General features: G+C 46.5%; 17 protein-coding genes. 5 read left to right on the top strand and 12 right to left on the bottom strand.

Features of this window, described 5'->3' with window-relative positions:
- Positions 1 to 20: 20 nt before the first annotated feature.
- From BLU99_RS00760 to BLU99_RS00800, 9 genes are all read right to left on the bottom strand, one after another.
- Positions 21 to 1,340, bottom strand: a complete 1,320-nt coding sequence (locus tag BLU99_RS00760; protein WP_091899280.1) for an aspartate kinase — start codon at positions 1,338 to 1,340, stop codon at positions 21 to 23.
- 24 nt (positions 1,341 to 1,364) lie between these two features.
- Positions 1,365 to 2,045 (bottom strand): cell division ATP-binding protein FtsE, encoded by a 681-nt coding sequence (locus tag BLU99_RS00765; RefSeq protein WP_091899281.1) that lies wholly within the window; start codon positions 2,043 to 2,045, stop codon positions 1,365 to 1,367.
- A 41-nt stretch (positions 2,046 to 2,086) separates the two neighbouring features.
- Positions 2,087 to 2,734, bottom strand: a complete 648-nt coding sequence (gene hisIE, locus BLU99_RS00770; protein ID WP_091899282.1) for a bifunctional phosphoribosyl-AMP cyclohydrolase/phosphoribosyl-ATP diphosphatase HisIE — start codon at positions 2,732 to 2,734, stop codon at positions 2,087 to 2,089.
- Positions 2,731 to 3,489: an imidazole glycerol phosphate synthase subunit HisF gene (gene hisF / locus BLU99_RS00775; RefSeq protein WP_091899283.1), complete on the bottom strand. Its 759-nt coding sequence runs from the start codon at positions 3,487 to 3,489 to the stop codon at positions 2,731 to 2,733. Before hisF ends, hisIE begins: the two co-directional genes overlap by 4 nt.
- Positions 3,456 to 4,199 carry a 1-(5-phosphoribosyl)-5-[(5-phosphoribosylamino)methylideneamino]imidazole-4-carboxamide isomerase gene (gene hisA / locus BLU99_RS00780; RefSeq protein WP_091899284.1) on the bottom strand — a complete coding sequence of 248 codons (744 nt, stop codon included), beginning with the start codon at positions 4,197 to 4,199 and terminating at the stop codon, positions 3,456 to 3,458. Before hisA ends, hisF begins: the two co-directional genes overlap by 34 nt.
- 13 nt (positions 4,200 to 4,212) lie before the next feature.
- Positions 4,213 to 4,869, bottom strand: coding sequence for an imidazole glycerol phosphate synthase subunit HisH (gene hisH, locus BLU99_RS00785; RefSeq protein ID WP_091899285.1), 657 nt, complete (start codon positions 4,867 to 4,869; stop codon positions 4,213 to 4,215).
- A 12-nt stretch (positions 4,870 to 4,881) separates the two neighbouring features.
- On the bottom strand, positions 4,882 to 5,745 hold the full coding sequence (purU, locus tag BLU99_RS00790; protein WP_091899286.1) for a formyltetrahydrofolate deformylase: 864 nt from the start codon (positions 5,743 to 5,745) through the stop codon (positions 4,882 to 4,884).
- A gap of 117 nt (positions 5,746 to 5,862) precedes the next feature.
- Complete coding sequence (locus BLU99_RS00795) at positions 5,863 to 6,396, bottom strand: FHA domain-containing protein (RefSeq protein WP_091899287.1); 534 nt, start codon at positions 6,394 to 6,396, stop codon at positions 5,863 to 5,865.
- Positions 6,393 to 7,568, bottom strand: a complete 1,176-nt coding sequence (locus tag BLU99_RS00800; RefSeq protein ID WP_091899902.1) for an HU domain-containing protein — start codon at positions 7,566 to 7,568, stop codon at positions 6,393 to 6,395. The genes BLU99_RS00795 and BLU99_RS00800 overlap by 4 nt, the downstream gene beginning before the upstream one ends.
- A gap of 25 nt (positions 7,569 to 7,593) precedes the next feature.
- Here BLU99_RS00800 and rfbC point away from each other — a divergent pair, with 25 nt between their 5' ends.
- From rfbC to BLU99_RS00815, 3 genes are read left to right on the top strand one after another with little or no spacing between them, the layout of a single operon-like run.
- Positions 7,594 to 8,142: a dTDP-4-dehydrorhamnose 3,5-epimerase gene (rfbC, locus tag BLU99_RS00805; protein ID WP_091899288.1), complete on the top strand. Its 549-nt coding sequence runs from the start codon at positions 7,594 to 7,596 to the stop codon at positions 8,140 to 8,142.
- An 18-nt stretch (positions 8,143 to 8,160) separates the two neighbouring features.
- Positions 8,161 to 9,480, top strand: coding sequence for a UDP-glucose dehydrogenase family protein (locus tag BLU99_RS00810; protein WP_091899289.1), 1,320 nt, complete (start codon positions 8,161 to 8,163; stop codon positions 9,478 to 9,480).
- Positions 9,477 to 10,265, top strand: a complete 789-nt coding sequence (locus BLU99_RS00815; RefSeq protein ID WP_091899290.1) for a DUF4738 domain-containing protein — start codon at positions 9,477 to 9,479, stop codon at positions 10,263 to 10,265. The genes BLU99_RS00810 and BLU99_RS00815 overlap by 4 nt, the downstream gene beginning before the upstream one ends.
- Positions 10,266 to 10,305: 40 nt before the next feature.
- Here the strand turns inward: BLU99_RS00815 and nudC are convergent, their stop codons facing one another.
- Complete coding sequence (gene nudC, locus BLU99_RS00820; RefSeq protein ID WP_091899291.1) at positions 10,306 to 11,079, bottom strand: NAD(+) diphosphatase; 774 nt, start codon at positions 11,077 to 11,079, stop codon at positions 10,306 to 10,308.
- Positions 11,080 to 11,094: 15 nt separating this feature from the next.
- Entirely contained in the window at positions 11,095 to 12,855 is a 1,761-nt protein-coding gene (locus BLU99_RS00825) for a bifunctional metallophosphatase/5'-nucleotidase (protein ID WP_091899903.1), read from the bottom strand.
- A 120-nt stretch (positions 12,856 to 12,975) separates the two neighbouring features.
- Between BLU99_RS00825 and BLU99_RS00830 the strand changes: the two genes are divergently transcribed.
- On the top strand, positions 12,976 to 13,692 hold the full coding sequence (locus tag BLU99_RS00830) for a DnaJ domain-containing protein (RefSeq protein WP_091899292.1): 717 nt from the start codon (positions 12,976 to 12,978) through the stop codon (positions 13,690 to 13,692).
- Position 13,693: 1 nt separating this feature from the next.
- On the opposite strand, the gene kdsB is transcribed toward BLU99_RS00830, so the two are convergent.
- Positions 13,694 to 14,458, bottom strand: a complete 765-nt coding sequence (gene kdsB / locus BLU99_RS00835) for a 3-deoxy-manno-octulosonate cytidylyltransferase (protein ID WP_091899293.1) — start codon at positions 14,456 to 14,458, stop codon at positions 13,694 to 13,696.
- A 116-nt stretch (positions 14,459 to 14,574) separates the two neighbouring features.
- On the opposite strand from kdsB, the gene BLU99_RS00840 reads away from it, so the two are divergent.
- A complete protein-coding gene (locus BLU99_RS00840; protein WP_255397398.1) occupies positions 14,575 to 15,687 on the top strand; it encodes an MORN repeat-containing protein in 1,113 nt (370 codons plus the stop codon).
- Positions 15,688 to 15,700: the final 13 nt, after the last annotated feature.

The following is a 15,700-nucleotide window of genomic DNA, read 5'->3' on the forward strand; positions in this document are numbered from 1 at the left end:
GTGTTTGGTTGTGTGGAATATTATTTGTTGAAAATAGTGTCGCTTAAGTTCTGCAAAGCGCGTTTTTTATCTTCTTCGCGGATCAGGAATGAGATGTTGTAATTAGATCCTCCATAGCTGACCATACGGACGGGGACGTCTTTCATGGCATCAAGAGCTAATGCCTCGAAGCCGATGTTTGACCAGTCGAGATCTCCTACGACACAGATGATACACATATTCGTATCTACGGTCACTGTTCCATATTTCTTCAGTTCGTCAACAATCTCTCCCAGATGGGCAGAGTTGTCTATGCTCATGGATACACCAACCTCAGATGTACAAACCATGTCAATAGGGGTCTGGTAGCTCTCGAAAATCTCAAAGACCTTACGAAGGAAGCCGGTGGCAAGCAGCATACGCGACGACTTGATTTTTATCGCTGTGATGTTGTCCTTGGCGGCAACAGCCTTGATCTTTCCGTATTCTGTAGCGTTACTGATGGTCGTTCCTTCTGCATCCGGATCCATGGTGTTAAGCAGACGTACGGGAATACCTGCATATTTGGCTGGTTGAACACAGGTGGGGTGAAGGATCTTTGCGCCGAAGTAAGCCAACTCAGCAGCCTCTTCAAAATGAAGCTGATGAACAGGCTCGGTTTTGTCAACCACACGTGGATCATTATTATGCATACCGTCAATATCAGTCCATATCTGGATCTCTTCGGCATTAATGGCTGCACCGATAAGTGATGCCGTGTAATCGCTACCTCCACGCTGCAGGTTGTCAACCTCTCCATATGCATTACGACAAATGAAGCCTTGTGTCAGGTATACTTGTGCACCGTCGTTCTCTTCAAGAATGGCATTGAGCTTCTCTTTGATATAAACAGGATCTGGCTCGGAATTCTTGTCTGTACGCATAAAATCAAGAGCATTAAGCAGTACGGCATTGATTCCTTGCTCTTTCATGTAGTTCACGACCATGTTTGTCGACATCATCTCACCCTGTGCAATGATGCTTTTCTCCTCGAAGCTGGTGAAGAGCTCTTTCGTGAACGAACGAAGATAGTCGAACTCACCACGTAGGAACTCGCGTGTCACGGTCTTTGTTTCTTCTTTGCTGTAGAGTTCGTCTACATGCTTGGCATATTTCTGCTCAAGACGGTTGATAACCTCATTGGCTCCATCAGGATTCTTTTTGTAAAGATAGTCGGAGATCTCAACGAGAGAGTTAGTGGTGCCCGACATGGCGGAGAGTACCACGAAAACGGGGTCGCCAGACTTTGTGACCAGTTCGGTCACTTCTTTCATCCTTTGTGGGGTGCCGACGGATGTTCCGCCGAATTTCATCACTTTCATATGCTTTGATTTTTTAATTGAATTCTACGCCTTTCTTATGGTCACCTGTTCCATTCTGCCATCCTGGCACTGGAAAGCTTTTCCCGGATATTTGCTCAAGAGTGAGATGTTATGTGTTGACATAACAACGGCAGTGCCACTTTTTGATATGTTATAGAGTAACTGCATGATGTCGTCTGCAGTGTCTTTGTCCAGATTCCCAGTTGGTTCATCAGCGATAATGAGTTTCGGACGATTGAGAATAGCACGGGCAATGGCAATGCGTTGTTGTTCCCCACCGGATAATTCGTTGGGCATCTTATCATGTTTATCAGAAAGTCCTATCTCTGTCAGCACTTCGTGAATACGCTGGTCAATCTCTTCTTTGTCTTTCCATCCCGTAGCTTTTAGTACGAAATGGAGGTTTTTATATATCGTACGGTCACTTAATAGCTGAAAGTCCTGAAAAACGATACCGAGATCTTTGCGCAGGGCGGGTATCTCCTTACGACGAATCGTCTTCAGGTCATAGCCAAGTACGGTCGCTTCTTCTGCCTCGTCAATATCAAGTTCACAGTACAACGTACTAAGTAATGTGCTTTTACCTGACCCTACACGTCCAATGATGTAGACAAACTCACCGTTGTCTACCTGTAGGTTCACGTTGCTCAGCACTTGGACGCCCTGGTGCTGGTAGATACTTACATTCTTATAACTGATCAGCATATCTGTCTTGCATTCACATTCCACTATCCGGTTTACGGCCTTTATTTCATTGTTCCTTGGGCCTTAGCTTCACGACGCTTCTTATCCCAGTTAGGATCATGGCGTTTCTGGAGTTCTGCTGCGATATCCTCGATACGCATGCCTTTACTGGTTAGGAGTACAATCAGGTGATAGAGCATGTCTGACACCTCATAGCTTAATTGCTCGTTTGTGCCTGTGCATGCTTCGATGACAGCTTCCAACGCTTCCTCACCGACCTTCTGTGATATACGTTTGATGCCGTCCTTAAAGAGTTTGGTCGTGTAACTGCCTTCTGGCATCTCTTCGTGGCGACGGTTGATGAAGTCCTGAAGCTCCGTAAGGAAGAGTAGGGGATTACTGGTGTTCTCTTCCCCCCAGCAGGTATCTGTACCAGTATGACAGGTCGGTCCATCAGGAATCACTTTTACGAGGAGGGTATCGTTGTCACAGTCTACATTTATACTCACGAGGTTCAGAAAGTTACCGCTGGTTTCACCTTTTGTCCACAGACAATTACGTGAACGGCTCCAGAAAGTCACCTTCTTTGTGGCCATAGTCTTCTCATATGCTTCTTGGTTCATGTAACCAAGCATCAGCACATTCTTAGTGACCGCATCTTGTATGATGGCGGGGACAAGTCCACCGCTTTTTTCAAAATCTATAATCATATACGTACGTTTATTCCTTCGTTTCTTAGATATAATTTAAGTTCTGGGATGGGGATTTCCCCGAAATGGAAGACACTAGCTGCAAGAGCAGCATCGGAATGTCCCTCAATGAATGTATCACGGAAATGTTCTTTCTTCCCGGCTCCACCACTGGCAATGATGGGAATAGAGAGATTGTCGGCCAACTCCCGGAGTGCCTGATTGGCATAACCGGCTTTGACGCCATCATGATCCATACTTGTAAAGAGGATCTCTCCTGCACCGCGCTCCTGGACCTCATGTGCCCATTCAAAGAGACCTCGTTCTGTACGTTCACGCCCCCCCTTAAGGTAGCAATGCCAACCGTCTTCGTCGTATCTCGCGTCAATAGCACAGACGCAGACTTGTGAACCGAATCGGTTGGTAATCTTGTCAATGAGTTGTGGTTGACGGATCGCAGCGCTGTTGACGCTTACTTTATCAGCGCCGGCATATAACAGTCGCTCGACATCTTCCAATTCGTTGATGCCTCCGCCGACAGTGAAAGGTATGTTTATCTCTTGTGCTACACGAGTCACCATCTCTGTAAAGGTCTTGCGTCCCTCGAAAGAGGCTGTAATGTCAAGGAACACCAACTCGTCGGCTCCTTGCTCACTATAGGCCTTCCCGAGCTCGACAGGATCACCGGCTGAGCGCAGGTTCACGAAGTTCGTGCCTTTGACAGTCTCTCCGTCCTTTACGTCTAAACAGGGTATGATTCGTTTTGCCAGTCCCATAGTTCCCTGAGATTTATCTTACCTTCATAGATTGCCTTTCCAAAGACGACGGCAGGGATGCCGGCCGCATGGAGGGCTTTGATGTCATTAATAGAAGAAACACCGCCACTAGCTATCAGATGTAGCTGTGGGTATGCGTCCATGACCTGCTTATACAAGTCGATTGCTGGTCCGGTCAACGTTCCGTCTTTGGAAATCTCCGTACACAATACGTTTCGTATACCTGCATCAACATATTTCTGGAGGAAGGGAAGCAGGTCCTCGTCAGAATCCTCTTTCCAACCGTTAATGCTTACCTTACCATGACGTACATCAGCTCCCAGTATGATGTGTTCTGCTCCGTATCTCTCCAACCAACCCATGAACAGATCTGGCCGAGTGACGGCGATGGAGCCGATGGTCACCATTGACGCGCCTGATGCGAATGCTTTCTGGATATCCTCATCGGTTTTAATACCTCCTCCAAAATCTACGGTCATCTGAGTCTGTGTCGTGATGGCTTTCAGTACGCCATCGTTAACGACATGCTTCGATTTGGCTCCATCAAGGTCTACCACATGCAGGCGTTTGAATCCCAGACCCTCAAATTCTTTGGCAACCTCAGCGGGAGAGTTGTGATAGATGGTCTTTTGATTGTAGTCGCCTTTCGTCAGTCGGACGCATTGTCCGTTGATGATATCTATGGCAGGTATCAGTTCTATAGCGTTCATTCTTCTAAAAAGACTATTTACGTTCATCATTTATCTCGAGGAAATTCCTCAGTATCCGTTCACCTATAACACCACTTTTCTCGGGGTGGAATTGGCAGGTGTAGAAATTGTCCTTGTGCATGGAAGCACTATAGGGTTGGATGTAGTCTGCTATCGCAATGGTCTCACGACACAACGGTACATAATAGCTGTGAACGAAATAGACATACGGGGCGTTCTCATGCTCCTTAAACGAGACAGGAGAAAGTATGCCTTTATATAGCGGATCCACATCGTTCTTTTCTTGAAAGGAGTGAGGAAGACTCAAACTGTTCCAACCCATACACGGAACTTTTTCTTCATGTTTCTGCGGTTTGAATCGTTTTACCTCAGCATCGAAGATCCCGATACAATCTACGTCTCCTTCTTCTGAGTGTTTGCAAAGCAACTGTTGCCCAACGCAGATGCCAAAGACGGGTTGCTTAAGATCTCGGATCACTTTGTCAAGGCCCCTTGCTTTCAAGTACTCCATAGCCTCTGCTGCATGTCCTTGTCCAGGGAACAGTACCCGGTCGGCTTTCTTGAGGGCTTCTGCGTCGTCAGTGAGTACAGGTTCGATACCCATTCTGCGGAGAGCATTCACCACAGAATAGATGTTTCCTGCATTATATTTTACGATTGCTACCTGCATGATTATGGACGATCAACTGAAGATAATGGTTTTGTTCTTATAGGTGAGGATCTTACGTTGGATATGCTTTGATACGGCATGCGACAATACGATCTTCTCCAGGTCCTTGCCTTTCAGGACAAGACTTTCTGGGGTGTCTTTGTGCGTGATGCGTGTCACATCTTGTTCAATGATGGGACCGGCATCAAGTTCTGCCGTTACGTAGTGGCTTGTTGCTCCGATAATCTTTACACCACGTTCCCATGCCTGATGGTAGGGTTTTGCACCGATGAAGGCGGGTAGGAACGAGTGATGGATGTTGATGATGTGGTGTGGATATGCCGCAATCATATCATCCGAGATAATCTGCATATAACGAGCCAGGACAATAAACGAGATGTCTTCCTTCTTCAGGAGGTCCATTTCTGCTTTTTCCACTTCGGCCTTGTTGGAATGGTCTTTCTTGATACTCCAGACATAATAAGGAATACCGAACTGATCCGCCACATACCGCAGGTCCTCATGATTTGATATGATGCACGGAATATCACAGGCAAACTCTCCAGCTTTCCAACGTGCCAGCAGATCATATAGACAGTGGCTCATTTTGCTGACAAAGATGGCCATGCGTGGCCGTTTGTCACTGTAATATAGACTGAACTTCATCTTGTAGCGCTGCGCATAGAGCGTGGTGATATAATCATATATCTTGTCACGTGGAATCATGAAGCCTTCCAGCTCCCATTCTATACGCATGAAGAACATGCCGTCCTGCTTGTCAACATACTGATCCAGGTATACGATATTACCCTTGTTGTCTGTAATAAACTTGGTCACCTCAGTGATGATACCCTGTTGGTCAGGGCAGTGAAGCAGCAAAATCGCAGTTGTTTCCATCTATATCTTTGTTCATTGAAATATCAAGGCGCAAAGTTACGAAAAATAATGGTAAAACGTGACATAAATGGAAGAAATTGCAACTAAAGGTTCATTTTCTTCGGAAATAGTGTATTTTTATTCGTCTTTGCTGTCTGCACCTCGTAAAATGATGCTGGTCGCCCCGATGGTGAATAAGCATCCGTCTTCGATGACGCGTCGCTCGCGCGGAGCAAGTTCAACATTATCGACAAAGGTACCAGTATTGCTGTTGTTGTCTTGTAGGGTATATGTTAGCTTCCCTTTTTTGTTGCGTCCGACAGTAATGGTGCAGTGGTTGAGGTCAACGCTGGGGTCTACAGTCTCGAAAACGGCATTGGCACGGTTCCCCTTTTGATATCTTCCAATAACATTGCTTCCCATGTGGAGTGGGATGACTTGTTTGAAATGGAAAACATTCTCAATAATGACAATAGAACCGCAGCCTTCCTCGTTGGCCTGCTCATCAGGCTGTTCGTCCTTTTGACGGTCACGAAGCTTGGATACGCCGATTCGAATGCCGAATTCCTTTCCGCATTCTGGACACTTGAAAACCAATGATTGTCCACTCGAATACTTACTCTCATCGAAAGTAATGTAATGGTCACATTTCGGACAGCGTACTCGTTTCATGGCCTCTCCTGGAATTTGTATACCCAAGCCTCCGCAAGTTCTTCGTTCTTGTGGATTCTCTTTAGGGCATTATAAGCCTCGTTTTGTGTCTCGTAATGCCCCAGAATAACGCGAGTTATATTGCGATGGGTATATACTTCTGTATCGTTATAGCCTTTTTTCTGTAATTCTTCTACAAAGATTTTAGCGTTCTGCTGTGTAACGCAGCTGGCCAATACAATACAATAACCGGTTTTCTTTTCACTAACGACCTCTTTGTTGTCGCATTCTGTCTTTGCGTCAGGTCTTATGGAAGTGCTGTTGGAACAAGTCCCCGTTTTCGTTGTGGGCTTTATGATGTCGGACTTCTTGATTTCGATAGAACTGGTGTTTGTGTCCTTTGTCATCATGCCAAAAAGCAGACTGTTATTCAGATTGCTAATGGTGCGCGTCATCATCTCTGTCTTGCCTGTGGGTAGTGCAACCAGAAAAACGGCAATCAGAACAGCGGCAATAGCCACCGCATTGCGTATCCATGAGAATTTGATCTTTACCACATCATCATCATCGTCCTCCTCGACCGCCGTTTCTTGAACGTCGTCAACGGGAATGATTCTTGCAGTCGTTTCATGGCTCGTAGGTTCATCTTTTCCGATCTGCTGTTCAAGAGACGGAACAATATTTGGCGTACTTTCCCCTATTTTGTGGAATTCAAAAGCTCCCAGGCCGTAAAGGGTCGGAGTCAGAATGCCGGCCTCACAAGGGGTAAACATGTATTTCCCATCTTCATTGAGAGAGAGCGTACCAATATCATTCAGCTCGTATGTTCCCTCGTTTTGAAGATGCATTCTTAATTCGTTGACCTCGTCTTCAATGCGCTGTAATGCTTCAGGATAGCTGATGTCGTATGCTTCAACATAGGACTGCGCCAATAGGGAATCGTTGATCTTCAGCTGTGGGTTGAATCCAAGCGTACGTAATGGCGGAAGAAACGTGTAGTCTCCTTCGTCATAGCGTGCATCAATATGATGTGTCATGAATCCTCCGAGGTTGGGAACGATGACACAGTCGTTATTCAGCAGAAGTATTTCAATATGCCTTTCTAGCTCTATCACGAGTGCAAAGATACGCGTTTTTTGTGATATAAACAAATAAAAGAAACTTAAAATGTGTGCAAAATAATTTTTTTCCATTATCTTTGCAGCAAAATACGAACTCATGAAATACATTAATACGGAGATTAAGGATGTCTGTATCATAGAGCCGATGGTAATTAAGGATGGCCGCGGCTATTTTATGGAGGCATGGAAGCAGGAGGAGTTCAATAAATATGTAGGAAAGGTAGACTTTATACAGGAGAATGAGTCGAAATCATCATACGGTGTTCTTCGTGGTCTTCACTATCAGAAAGGGACTACTTCTCAGGCAAAACTGGTGCGTGTAGTCAAAGGTAAAGTGATAGATGTCGCGGTAGATCTTCGACGATCAAGTCCTACGTTCGGTCGCCATGTCATGGTTGAGTTGAGTGAAGAGAATAAACGTCAGCTGTTTATACCTCGTGGCTTCGCGCATGGCTTCCTGGTTTTAAGTGATGAGGCCATCTTTGTATATAAGGTGGATGCTCCTTATTCTCCCCAGACAGAGGCCGGAGTCAGATGGGATGATACGGATCTGAACATAGAATGGCCCGTTGCCCAGATGAAGGTTATCACGAGTGAGAAGGATTTAAAGCTTCCCTCGTTTAAAGATGCAGAAATGTTTGACTGACAACTATTTATTGACAAGATGAATATAGCAATTGTAGGGACTGGTTATGTCGGACTGGTATCTGGAACATGTTTTGCGGATACGGGTGCGAATGTTACCTGTGTTGATGTCGACGAGCAGAAGATTGAGCGACTGAAGAACGGAGATATTCCTATCTACGAACCAGGACTGGATGAACTTGTTAAGAAGAATGTAGTAGCAGGACGTCTGAAGTTCACGACAGACTTGGCGTCTGTGCTTGATGACGTGGAGATTGTCTTCTCTGCTGTTGGTACACCTCCAGACGAAGATGGAAGTGCCGATTTGAAATATGTGTTACAGGTAGCCAAGACTATAGGAGAGAACCTGAAAAAATATGTGGTGGTGGTCACTAAGTCGACGGTGCCGGTTGGTACAGCCAAGAAGGTGCGTCAGACTATTGAGGACGAGTTGAAGAAACGTGGTATGAATATTGAGTTTGACGTTGCTTCTAATCCAGAGTTCTTAAAAGAGGGAAATGCCATCAAGGATTTCATGTCGCCCGATCGTGTGGTGGTAGGTGTGGAGAGTGAACATGCCAAGAAAGTGCTTTCAAAGCTCTATAAGCCGTTCCTGATCAACAATTTCCGTGTGATATTCATGGATATCCCTTCTGCCGAGATGACCAAGTATGCAGCGAACTCTATGTTGGCTACACGTATCTCGTTCATGAATGATATTGCGAACCTCTGCGAACGAGTGGGGGCGGATGTGAATATGGTGCGTGCCGGTATTGGCTCTGATACTCGTATCGGACGGAAATTCCTGTATGCTGGCTGTGGCTATGGTGGCAGTTGTTTCCCGAAAGATGTAAAGGCACTTATCAAGACGGCCGATCAGAACGGCTATTCCATGGAAGTCCTCAAGGCTGTTGAACGTGTCAATGAGAGACAAAAGGGCGTGCTTTATGAAAAGCTTGTAAAGGCTTTCGGAAGTGAGGAGGCCCTTAAAGGTAAGACCATTGCCATGTGGGGACTCTCGTTCAAACCAGAGACTGACGATATGCGTGAGTCAACAGCCTTGGTGATGATAGGAAAGTTGTTGGATGCAGGCTGTAGGGTCCGCGTCTATGATCCGATCGCCATGAATGAGTGCAGGCGTCGTATTGGCGATGTCGTGACATATTCCGCCGATATGTATGATGTCGTCCTTGATGCCGATGCGTTATTGTTGCTCACAGAGTGGAAGGAGTTCCGTCTGCCGGGATGGGGTGTCATCAAGAAAGCGATGAGACGTCCGCTTGTCATCGATGGTAGAAACATCTTTGACACAGAAGAGCTAGAGGAGAATGGTTTCGAGTACCATTGTATTGGAAAATGAACAGACAGATTATCATATTAGTATTGGTAGCCTTTATGACGGCTTGTGGTCGTCATGGTGGAAAGTCTGGTTCTGTTCCGGAAGACCAGGAGGCGAAGGCCTTGTTGCAGGGCATCTGGGTCGAAGAGGAGAGTGAGGACCTTTCTTTTCGAGTGAAAGGTGACACGATCTTTTATGCAGACTCGACAAGTATGCCTGCCTATTTCCGGATTGTTGGTGATTCGCTGGAACTTGCATCCGGAACAAAATATGGTATCGTGAAACAAACTCCGAACGTGTTCTGGTTTATCAATCAGAACGGTGACGTGATGAAACTCAGGAAGAGTGAGAATCAGACAGATGTCTCAGAGTTTGTACACGACACTCCGGAAGCTATGATCTATACGCATCAGGTTAAGACAGACTCAGTGGTTGTGTTTAATGGTGAACGATACCATTGGTATATTGCTGTTAATCCGACAAAATATAAGGTGACGAGACATGTCTTTAACGACGATGGTATGGAGGTAGAGAACGTCTATTATGACAACATCATGCATGTCAGCGTGTTCCAAGGTACAAGGAAACTCTTCTCTCAGGATTTCCGTAAACAAATGTATAGCAAGATGGTGCCGGCGAGTTTCTTAAAGGAAGCAATACTTGGTAAGATGGAGTATGGCCATGCAGATGCCAAAGGACTTCATTTCTATGCCACTCTCTGTATTCCGGATGGGGCAAGTTGTTATATGATAGAGACGCTTGTCAATTACATGGGTCAGATGACGATGCGCACAGTAGAATATTAAAAAAGGAGAGCGGTCAGGCTCTCCTTTCTTATTTTTTTGTTTATTTCCCTTCAATCCAGGCGTCCAGAAGCTTACGAGCTATAGATAGCTTTTCCGGAATCGTGGGCAGGTTGTCTTTTCTGAACCATCCCCCTTTGGCAATCTCACTCTCTTGCAGGTGAATCTCCCCACCGACATAGTCGGCGTTGAAGCCTACCATGAGTCCACAGGGGTATGGCCATGGTTGCGAGGCAAAATAACGGATATTAGAGATTGTGACGCCAGTCTCCTCGAATGCTTCCCGGGCGACAGCCTCTTCCAATGTCTCACCTGTCTCCACGAAGCCTGCTACCAGACCATAGAAGTCTGTTCTGAAGTTCTTGGCTCTGACGAGAAGGACCTCATCGCCTCGATGTATCAGTACGATAACCGCAGTGGCCAGTTGCGGCCACACTTCTTTTCCGCATTCTGTACATTTCTTCGAGATATCCGTGGCCATCTTCATCGGAGCACCGCATACGCCACAGAATTTAGTGTTCTGATCCCAATAAAGCAGCTCCTGGCATTTTCCGGCCTTTAGGTATAATTCTTTGGGGAGCTTATAGTAGCTCTTACGAAGACCGCACATCTCGTAGCCTTCCTGGTCTGTGACAGGTTCCTCGATACGATAGGTCATCACCTCTGTACCGTCACTCATGGGAGTGATGCTAAGTGTGTTTGTCCATGGCTTTACATCCGTTGGTGGTTCTTCGCCACGAGGGATTGTATAGGAATTGTCTACTGTTTTCTTTAGTAAGAGTTCGTCTTTACAGAATACGAAATAAAGTTTCTCCATCGTTGGTGATATTTGTTATTTTCCGAAAAGGATGATACGGTCACGCTCTAAGGCGGGCTTCACCCATTCCTCTGGTACGAATTTCCAATTGTGGTTTGGTTTGGGATTGACATTTCCCATCCGTCTGATCTCCTCTGTGAGATAATGGCGCTGGTCGCGGTCAGAATGATAGATGACACGTGCCTCGATGGAGTCTTTGGGAATACCCGCTCCGTGGGTCAGCAGTTCTCCACCGCCGTTAGCACGGTAACTGTTCATGGCAACACGATACCATTTTTTCTCGTCAAAGGGCTCGCCGTTCGACATACGAAGGATACGAACCTTCTCTCCGTCGGGCTTGGTCAGATCAACCTCATAGTCGATTCCGCAGGCGGAATCGAAGTTGAAGGTGTAGTACTGGAACCCTGTGCGCTGCTGATCGTCCTTTGATGCATCGTTGAGACGAAGCGCATGATCGTCGGGACTCTTCATGGTATTTGTCCACATGTCATAGCTGTACTCCAGATGTTTGCGTATCTCTTCTCCCGTCATCTTGAGCACGAAAAGAAGATTCTCGAAACGATACAATTTAAACATATCTGCCATGGTAACTTCACCAGCCTTGATGGTCGTGTTGAATGAGAGTGGAGCATTGAACGATATGTCAGCCTTGGTGATCTGTAACTGCAAGTTATGAATCAGGTCGGTAAAGGCCGAGTTGCCGAAGTAACAGTCGCGCGTATAGACTGGTGTCTCAAAAGAGCCGATTTTCTGACTGACGTACTCCTTCACCGCATCGATATCTTTCTGGAAATAGTCGACCATCTGTTCATCTACTTCCTCGTCTCTGACGCTGACAATCTCCCCGGAAATGTTCTTCTTGACAAGTCTACCTTTCTCATATGTCAGTTCAATGTCCGCTTCCGCAATATTCTGTGCCCAACAGGAGGGGTCAATAATAAGAACCTGTTGGCCTTCTTTGTTGGTGATCCACTCGTTGTGTACCTGATGGTCGTGCCCGAAGAAGATGATGTCAAAGCCGGGGACCTCACGGGCAACGGCAGCCGTCGCATTCTCCTCATAGTCTGGCGTTACGATGCCGCCATCCTTACCAGAATGGAAAAGACCGAAGATAAGGTCTGGGCGTTCAACATCCTTCAGGTATTTGACCCATTTCTTGGCACAAGAGACCATCTCCTCGAATTCAATTCCTTTGTATGTGCTCTCATTCAACCAGTTCGGGATGGCCGGTGTCAGCATACCGATGACGGCAATCTTTACACCGTCAACGTAATGAATGGAGTAGGGCTGTAGCCCATTATAGATGTTTTTGGGATTTGCACTCTTATCAGAGCCGGTCTTGATGATGTTCGCTCCCAACAGTGGACAGCGTACCTCACGAATCCACTTGTCGTAGACCTTGTGACCAGGTTCAATGTCATGGTTGCCGACGGTCTCAGCATCATATTGCATGTAGTTGATGACTCGTGCGGCAAGGTTCACGTTCTCCGGCATCACGTAGTTCGACCAATATACGCATGGCTGTCCTTGGAGGATATCACCGTTATCAATCAGTAACAAGTGGTCTTTCCCGTATTGCTTACGCTGTTTCTCTACATAGGTGTTCACCCGTACTAGAGTCCCTTTAAGTGCTTTTCTCTCCATGAAGTCATAAGGGAAAAAATGACCGTGGACATCACTGGTCTCAACAACTTTCAGACGAACGGTCTTCGTTGCTTGTCCCAGGGTGGGAAGTACGGATGCAACCATGGCGGCTATCAATAAGACTTTCTTCATACTCATAAATTTAGTTGCAAAATTACGAAAGAAATCCGATACCGCCAAATAAAATATCCTTTTTAGGCATACTTTTTGCTGTTTGCTGTATAGTGTAAAATAGAGAAGGAGATAAGAGATATGGCATTTATTGATTATTACAAAATATTAGGTGTTGACAAGAATATCCCGCAGAAGGATGTCAAGAAGGCATATTTGAAGCGTGCCAAGCAGTTCCATCCGGATCTGCATCCCGATGATCCTAAGGCAAAGGCGAAGTTCCAGGCTTTGACGGAGGCCTATGATGTCATCGGTGATCCGGCGAAACGTGCCAAATATGACCAGTATGGTCAGCAGTGGAAACAGGCTGAGCAGTTTGGTGGTTATGGTGGTGGTGCCGGTGGCGGTAATCCGTTTGGAGGCTTTGACTTCTCCAGTTTCTCTGGCGGAGGAGGCTTCAGCGATTTCTTTGAGACACTCTTTGGTCGGAAAGGACAGCAGGGAGGCGGTTTCGGTGGCTTCCAGGGCTTTTCTGGAGGTGGCGGAAATGCCTTCTCAGGCTTCTCAGGAGGAGGTAGCCATCGTGCCCACTCCGGTGAGATGAACGCGACGGTCTCCATCGACCTCTATACAGCTCTGTTGGGCGGTGAGGTGGTGATAACCCTGTCAAATGGACAGAAGGTGAAGATGAAAATCAAACCCGAGACGCAGCCGGGTACAAAGGTCCGTCTTCGTGGCAAGGGGTATGACCGAGGAGATGGTACCTTTGGCGACTTGATTATAACATATCAGGTAAAACTGCCGCAACAGCTTTCTGAGCGACAGAAGGAGCTACTTCGACAGATGCGCAATGCCTGATTTAGATAAAGGCCTCTGCACGACGCAGATCTTCGGGCGTGTCAATGCCGACGGTCTCGACGTCTGTTAGTCCTACGCGGATACGATAACCATTTTGAAGCCAGCGCAACTGCTCCAGACTCTCTGCTTTCTCCAGACTGCTCTGGGGCAGTTTCGTAATCTCTGCCAGTACCTCACGCCGGTAGGCATAGATACCAAGATGTTTTAAGAAAGGATACTGTCCGAACCATTCCTCGCGCTCCTTACCTCTGATATATGGAATAACACTTCTACTGAAGTATAGGGCGAAACCACGATTGTCTGTAATAATCTTCGGAGAGTTCGGGTTTTCAATAGCCTCTATTGATTCAAAGGGCTTTCCTAATGTGCCGATCTGTGTCTCCGGTTCATCGAAGAGACGCATCAGGGTCTCTATCTGTGAGGGTTGGATGAAAGGCTCGTCGCCTTGTACATTAATGATGACATCAGGCACATTCTGCTTCCCTGCCTCTCCCATATATTCTGGTGAGGTAATCTTCTCTACTGCCTCTTGAATGCGGTCGGTACCGCTTTGATGGTCTGTTCTTGTCATGACCACCTTTCCTCCAAAGGACTCTACAGCGGCATATATCCGTTCGTCGTCAGTGGCCACATAAGCATCGTCGAGCACATTCTTTACTTGCTCGTATACTCTCTGTATCACAGTCTTACCGCCCAACATGGCAAGCGGTTTGCCCGGAAAGCGCGTCGAAGCGTAGCGGGCAGGGATAATAGCGAAAAATTTCATAACGTCGGCAAAGGTAATAAATATTCGGCAATAAACGTTAATAATCAACAATGAAATTTGGCGGTCTCCGGAAAAATACATAAATTTGCAAAATGATTAATATGGATTCTGTGGTTGTGAAAAAGAGTATTATCTGTATATATATGATGGTGTTGCCCGTAGTTGCAGGAGCTCAGAAGATTACGCTTGGCTCGGCTGTAACGAAGGACGGAGGACAGTATCAAGGAGAGATGGTAATGGGTAAGCCTCATGGTAAGGGCAAGGCAGTTTATAAGGATGGCAATTGCTATGAGGGCGAGTATGTGAAAGGCAAACGTCAGGGTTATGGCATCTACACCTTTTTCGATGGAGAGAAATATGAAGGTGAATGGTTCCAGGATCAACAGCACGGCAGAGGTGTATATTATTTTTCCAATAATAACAAATATGATGGTCTTTGGTTTCGTGATTATCAGCATGGTCATGGGGTGATGTACTACTTCAATGGCGATAGATATGAGGGAGACTGGCGACAGGATCAGCGTTCGGGAAAGGGTCAGTATACATTCGCTAGCGGCGCTTACTATAAAGGCGATTGGCTGAACGATAAGAAGAACGGTCGAGGTTTCTACGACTGGGGGGATGGCTCTTCCTATGACGGCGACTGGAAAGATAATATGCGCTCGGGAAAGGGGACATTCAAATATGCCGACGGCGATGTGTATGTTGGTCAATGGCTTAATGACGAGATGAACGGTCGTGGCGTATACAAGTTCCAGAACGGTGATGTATACGAGGGCGACTACGAGCATGGCGCACGTACTGGTACTGGTGTCTTTAAGTATGCCAATGGCGACAAGTATACCGGACAGTTCTATAAAGGTGACAAACAAGGACAAGGCACCTTCGCTTGGAAGAATGGCGATACCTATGTCGGCCAGTGGAAGGCAGACAAACAGGAAGGAAAGGGTAAACTCACCAAGAAAGGCGGTGACGTGATTGAAGGCTCGTTCCGGAAAGGACAGCCCCATGGTGAGTGTGTGATCCGTTTCTCTGACGGTTCGAAGTTTAAGGGCCAGTATAAGGATGGCAAGCGTCATGGCGCTGCTATTGAGGAGGATAAGGACGGTAACCGTTTCGAGGGAACATATGTTGACGATAAACGTGATGGCAACTTCGTTGAGAAAGACCGCAATGGAAATATCACGGCTCAGGGCTCTTATACCCGTGGGCATCGTCAGCTTCGATAAACTACTAAATATC

The sequence above is a fragment of the Prevotella sp. lc2012 genome (assembly GCF_900107065.1).
GTDB lineage: Bacteria > Bacteroidota > Bacteroidia > Bacteroidales > Bacteroidaceae > Prevotella.

Bases quoted from the DNA above. Each gene is read 5' to 3' on its own strand.
- BLU99_RS00760 (WP_091899280.1), bottom strand. From the start codon at position 1,340: ATGAAAGTGATGAAATTCGGCGGAACATCCGTCGGCACCCCACAAAGG.
- BLU99_RS00765 (WP_091899281.1), bottom strand. From the start codon at position 2,045: ATGCTGATCAGTTATAAGAATGTAAGTATCTACCAGCACCAGGGCGTC.
- hisIE (WP_091899282.1), bottom strand. From the start codon at position 2,734: ATGATTATAGATTTTGAAAAAAGCGGTGGACTTGTCCCCGCCATCATA.
- hisF (WP_091899283.1), bottom strand. From the start codon at position 3,489: ATGGGACTGGCAAAACGAATCATACCCTGTTTAGACGTAAAGGACGGA.
- hisA (WP_091899284.1), bottom strand. From the start codon at position 4,199: ATGAACGCTATAGAACTGATACCTGCCATAGATATCATCAACGGACAA.
- hisH (WP_091899285.1), bottom strand. From the start codon at position 4,869: ATGCAGGTAGCAATCGTAAAATATAATGCAGGAAACATCTATTCTGTG.
- purU (WP_091899286.1), bottom strand. From the start codon at position 5,745: ATGGAAACAACTGCGATTTTGCTGCTTCACTGCCCTGACCAACAGGGT.
- BLU99_RS00795 (WP_091899287.1), bottom strand. From the start codon at position 6,396: ATGAAACGAGTACGCTGTCCGAAATGTGACCATTACATTACTTTCGAT.
- BLU99_RS00800 (WP_091899902.1), bottom strand. From the start codon at position 7,568: ATGGAAAAAAATTATTTTGCACACATTTTAAGTTTCTTTTATTTGTTT.
- rfbC (WP_091899288.1), top strand. From the start codon at position 7,594: ATGAAATACATTAATACGGAGATTAAGGATGTCTGTATCATAGAGCCG.
- BLU99_RS00810 (WP_091899289.1), top strand. From the start codon at position 8,161: ATGAATATAGCAATTGTAGGGACTGGTTATGTCGGACTGGTATCTGGA.
- BLU99_RS00815 (WP_091899290.1), top strand. From the start codon at position 9,477: ATGAACAGACAGATTATCATATTAGTATTGGTAGCCTTTATGACGGCT.
- nudC (WP_091899291.1), bottom strand. From the start codon at position 11,079: ATGGAGAAACTTTATTTCGTATTCTGTAAAGACGAACTCTTACTAAAG.
- BLU99_RS00825 (WP_091899903.1), bottom strand. From the start codon at position 12,855: ATGAAGAAAGTCTTATTGATAGCCGCCATGGTTGCATCCGTACTTCCC.
- BLU99_RS00830 (WP_091899292.1), top strand. From the start codon at position 12,976: ATGGCATTTATTGATTATTACAAAATATTAGGTGTTGACAAGAATATC.
- kdsB (WP_091899293.1), bottom strand. From the start codon at position 14,458: ATGAAATTTTTCGCTATTATCCCTGCCCGCTACGCTTCGACGCGCTTT.